Source organism: Grimontia sp. AD028, from assembly GCF_000973155.1.
In the GTDB taxonomy this organism is placed as follows: Bacteria; Pseudomonadota; Gammaproteobacteria; order Enterobacterales; family Vibrionaceae; genus Enterovibrio; species Enterovibrio indicus.
Genome location: NZ_LASY01000161.1, coordinates 1 through 536 on the forward strand (window position 1 = coordinate 1; position 536 = coordinate 536).

A 536-nucleotide genomic window follows, 5' to 3' on the forward strand; every position below is an offset into this window, starting at 1 on the left:
AAGTCGCGCCCGTTCTTTTTGGGGGATTAACAGCCAGTTCTAGGAAGAGCCAAGAGCTTGACTCTATATTCCGATACCACCCAAACCATGCAGTACCCAGTTACCTCCCATCTTATGCCTGCGTCAGGATATTCTTCTCTTTTCTCTAAAAGCTCGTAAAACTGACTACATGTTGATAACAATTTAGAGATATATACTGATCTTTCTCATTTCTGCTTTACAGAATAGTATGTTTATTCCGTGGCGATGACTTACAAGCTTGTGAGAGATCTCTTACAAGTGCGTGGGATTGCGCTGTTTTACCGTGAGATTTTCAGAAAGTTCAATTTTTTAATTCTTTTAAAAACAACAAGATAACAATATCGTATCTAACTCTGTATAAAAGTGTGAGTTTAATCACCTTGGGGTTGGTTGTTTTGGAAATTGGTTCGCGTAATCTTTGCGGTGTCGGAAGGATACTGACACACGGAACAGGAACTAACGCCACGGAACTTGGCAGCTCAGGAAGAGCAGGTAATGCAAGGATTGTGTTACCA

The 536-nt window shown here is 40.9% G+C and carries 1 protein-coding gene; it reads right to left on the reverse strand.

Annotated features, from left to right (window positions below; translation table 11 throughout):
- Positions 1-322: 322 nt before the first annotated feature.
- A partial coding sequence (locus RN22_RS25510) for a hypothetical protein (RefSeq protein ID WP_231590963.1) occupies positions 323-536 on the reverse strand: 214 nt, incomplete at its 5' end.